The organism is Mycolicibacter longobardus (assembly GCF_002102265.1).
Lineage (GTDB): Bacteria > Actinomycetota > Actinomycetes > Mycobacteriales > Mycobacteriaceae > Mycobacterium > Mycobacterium longobardum.
Map to the genome: position 1 here is coordinate 1 of NZ_LQPG01000015.1, position 3,913 is coordinate 3,913.

The window sequence follows — 3,913 nt, forward strand, 5'->3', positions numbered from 1 at the left end:
TGGCCAGCCCGAGTGACGGCGGGGCGGGCGGCGGCGGGACCGCGACCGCGGCCGCATGGTGCGCCAGGGCACCGATGCCCAGACCGCCGATCACCCCGACCGGAGCCAGCAGCGTGGTGCCGGCCAGGGCCGGCAGCAGCGCCGGTAGCAGCGCCGTCTGGGTGATCAGGTAGTTGAGCGCCTGAATGGTGTTGCCGATCGTGGACCCGATGATCTCGACCATCGCCAACGGCACGACCACGCCCAGCGCCTGGGGATTGAACAGGGCCGTATACATGATGGCCAGCAGGTCGTCGATGATGACGATGCTGGTGAACGCGATGTAGGAACCCGGATCCAGCGGCACCGAGAAGATGTAGGCCAGGCTGGCAGGGTTCAGATAGCTCAGCGGGTTGCCGGTCCAGCCCAGCCACGCGCCGGGGACCCCCCACGGCGGCAGCAACGACGACCCGTTCTGCAAACTCGCGAAGAATTCTGCGAGCGGGTCCGTGAGACCGGTGTAGCCGATCTCGGCGAAGAATTCCTGCAACTGGGCATACAGCGGGTACTGGCTGCTGTCGGGATAGGGCGGGCTGGGCACCAGGTTGTGGAGCCATTGGGCGAAGTCGAGAAACCACTGCGGCGGCTCCGGCGGCGTCGCGTCCGCACTGCCCGGCGTCTTGAGCACCATTGGCGCCGGCTCGGTCTGTGCCGCGGCCGCAGACGCCGTCGCCGCACCGGCCACCGCCTGATAGGTGGCCATCACGGTGGCGGCCTGCACCCACATCCGCGCGTAGTCGGCTTCGTTCAGCGCGATCGGAATCGTGTTGATACCAAAGAAGTTCGTGCCGACCAGCACCCCGTGGGTGACATGGTTCGCCACCAGTTCGGCCATGGTCGGCATCGCCGCCAGCGCAGCGGTGTAGCCGGCGGCCGCGGTCTCGTGCTGAGCGGCGGTGGCCGCAGCGTTGACCACGGCGCGCAGCAACCACGCCAGATAGGGGGCGTTGGCGGCCACGAACGCCTCGGCGGACGGTCCCTGCCACGCCCCGGCCTGCACCTGGCCCAGCACCGCCGTCAACTCGTCGGCGATCTCGGCGTATTCAGTGCTCAGCGCGGTCCAGGCAACGGCCGACGACAGCAGCGGGCCGGCGCCGGGGCCGGCGGACAATAACGTTGAATGTACTTCCGGAGGAGCGGCCATCCAGATCGGCGCAGTCATAGCAGACCGCCGAAAGCCGCCCGAAAAGGGCGAAACATGGGTGTTTGTCAGCTCTCTCGGGGTACACCGCCCCGGGTCGCAGGATGCGACGATGTGAGTGTCCTGACTCTCGGATCAACGCTCGCCTCGCCTTCCAGCTCCATCAGAGCCGTGGCTGTTGAGGGTCGCTCCCCGATCACAGTGGCGGGACCGTGCCGGATTCACACCGGCTTCCTGCACCATCGTTGCCTTACCGGGGCATTATCGCACGCCAGGCGGCGCGTTCGCGGCAAAGCACAGCTACACGCTGGCCCGCCCGGGGCCGCGCACCGCCTGCGCGACCGCGTCGGCCAGCGGGTCGATGTCGGCCGGCGCCAGCTCGGCAATGGTGACGCGCAGGCCCGGGGCACTCCTAATCCGGAACCGCGCCCCCGGGGCCGCCGCCCAGCCCGCGGCGAACAGCTCTGTCATCGCCGCCGCCTCGTCGGGCACCGGGATCCACACATTCAGCCCGGACCGGCCGTGCGCGACCACGCCGCGATCGGCCAGCGCCGTGCACAGCCCGGCGCGGGCAGCGCCGTAGGCGGCTTCGGCGTCGGCCACCTGCCGTGCCGCGGCCGCGTCGCGCCATAGCTCGACCGCCAGGTTCTGCAGCAGGTGACTGACCCAGCCCGGCCCCAGCCGCAGGCGGCCCTGCACCCGTTCGACGGTGCGCTGGTCGCCGGCCAGCACCGCCAGCCGCAGGTCCGGGCCATAAGCCTTGGCCACCGACCGGACGAAGGCCCAGTGCCGGGTCGCCCCGGCCAGCGGTTGCAGCGGTACCCCGGCGATGGCCGCACAGTGGTCGTCTTCAACCAGCAGCACGTCCGATCCGTCCAGCAGCACCCGCAATGCGTCGGCGCGCTGCGCGGAAACCGCTGCGCCGGTGGGATTCTGGGCGCGGCTGGTCACCACCACAGCACGCACCCCGCGGGCCAGCGCGCGGGCCAGATCGGCGGGCAGCGGGCCGTCGTCGTCGACCCCGACCGGCTCCGGATTCAGGCCCAGCGCGCCCAGCAGGTCGAGCAGGTTGGGCCACCCCGGATCTTCAACGGCCACTCGGTCACCGGGACGCAGGTGCGCACTGAGCACCCGTTCGATTCCGTCCAGGGCTCCGGAGGTGACCGCGAGGTGCTCGGCCGGCACGCCGTCGGCGGTCAGCTCAGCTGCGGCGTGCACGGCCAGCGGGGGCGCGATCGGCGGATGCCCGTAGAGCACGACGGGACCCGGCTGTACCGGCACCGCGGCGATCGTGGGAAGCAGCGCCGGGCTGGGGTTTCCGGTGGACAGGTCCCGCACGTCCGGGGGCACCGTCAGCCCGCGCAGTGAACGCGGTGTGGTCGCCGGCCGGTCACGCACCCGGGTGCCGAGCCGGCCCGAGCTTTCGACGGCGCCGCGGTCGCGCAATAACCGGTAGGCGGCAGCCACGGTGTTCGGGTTCACCCCGAGATCCCCGGCCAGCCCGCGAATCGGCGGTAACGCGGCTCCGGGCGCCAGCGCACCGTCGGCGATGCCCTCCTCGATGCTCGCCGCAATGGCCTCGGCACCCCCGCCGACAATCCTGTATTGTACTGCCACAACTCATATATTGCACTAGTATATTAACGGAGGCAACCCGTGTCCTATGCGCCGACACCCCAGACCACTCCCACCCGATATCGGGAACGGGCACGTTATGACCGTGACACCGTGCACCGGATCCTGGACGAGGCGCTGATCTGCCATCTGGGCTACGCCCGCGCCGGCCATCCGGTGGTGTTGCCGACCACCCACGCCCGAGTCGACGAGACGCTGTACCTGCACGGCTCCACCGGCAGCGGGCCGGTGCTCGCCGCGGGCCCCACGGGCCTGCCGGTCTGCGTCACCGCCACCCTGGTCGACGGGTTGGTGCTGGCCCGCTCGGCGCTGCACCATTCGATGGCCTACCGCTCGGTGGTGGTCGTCGGCGCAGCCCGTCTGGTCGACGACGAGGCCGAGAAGCGGCTCGCGTTGGATGCGCTGCTCGATCACGTCGCACCCGGCCGGTCCGCCGACGCGCGGCCGGCCAACCGTCGCGAACTGGCGGCCACGGCAGTGCTGGCGCTCGACCTCATCGAGGTGTCCGCGAAGGTACGCGCCGGCGGCCCCGCCGACGACGCCGAGGACATGACGCTGCCGCACTGGGCCGGAGTGGTTCCGCTGAGCCTGGTCGCCGGGCCTCCGGAACCGGCCGCCGACCTCGACCCGGCGATTGCGCTGCCGTCCTACCTTGAGTCCTACCGCAGATCGCGCTGACGGGCCCTAGGTCGTCTGACTGCCGTGCTCCCGCGCCCAGGTGGCCGGCGTCATCGGGGTGGTGACTCCGCCGCCGAACGCGTCCCCAGCCAGCGCGGTGAGCCCGCTCGCCACCACGTTCGCCGGCTCTGCGGGTTCTTCCAAGTCCATGTACTCATAGCCGCGCCCGAGCATGCCGGCCTTGGCCCGGCGCCGGCGCCGCTGGGTCGCCTCCTGCTCCACCGCGGCGGCCTCGGGCACATCCGCACTGTCGGGTTTCGGCGCCGCCTTCTTGCGCGCACTGGTGCCCGACGCCCGTCGGGCGCCCATGTCCAGGCCACCGACCATGTACAGGTAGCCCGGCATGGTGACCGACGGCGGACCCGCCGGTGTCGGCGGCGGCGCACCGGGCGGCGGGGCGGGAGCCGCGGCCGGGGGGCG

Annotated in this window: 4 protein-coding genes and 1 riboswitch; of the genes, 1 reads left to right on the plus strand and 3 read right to left on the minus strand. The window is 71.5% G+C overall.

Annotated features, from left to right (window positions below; translation table 11 throughout):
- Window positions 1-1,201 (minus strand): PPE family protein (locus AWC16_RS25035; protein ID WP_234812175.1); only part of this gene is annotated, 1,201 nt, incomplete at its 3' end.
- Window positions 1,202-1,276: 75 nt separating this feature from the next.
- A riboswitch (cobalamin riboswitch) is annotated at window positions 1,277-1,459 on the minus strand.
- A 21-nt stretch (window positions 1,460-1,480) separates the two neighbouring features.
- On the minus strand, window positions 1,481-2,797 hold the full coding sequence (locus AWC16_RS08235; protein WP_085264271.1) for an aminotransferase class I/II-fold pyridoxal phosphate-dependent enzyme: 1,317 nt from the start codon (window positions 2,795-2,797) through the stop codon (window positions 1,481-1,483).
- Between the two features lie 39 nt (window positions 2,798-2,836).
- Here AWC16_RS08235 and AWC16_RS08240 point away from each other — a divergent pair, with 39 nt between their 5' ends.
- Window positions 2,837-3,493 carry a pyridoxamine 5'-phosphate oxidase family protein gene (locus AWC16_RS08240; RefSeq protein ID WP_085264272.1) on the plus strand — a complete coding sequence of 219 codons (657 nt, stop codon included), beginning with the start codon at window positions 2,837-2,839 and terminating at the stop codon, window positions 3,491-3,493.
- 6 nt (window positions 3,494-3,499) lie between these two features.
- Here AWC16_RS08240 and AWC16_RS08245 read toward each other — a convergent pair.
- Window positions 3,500-3,913, minus strand: a 414-nt coding sequence (locus AWC16_RS08245; protein WP_474628408.1) for a PPW family C-terminal domain-containing PPE protein, incomplete at its 5' end; no start/stop codon positions are given.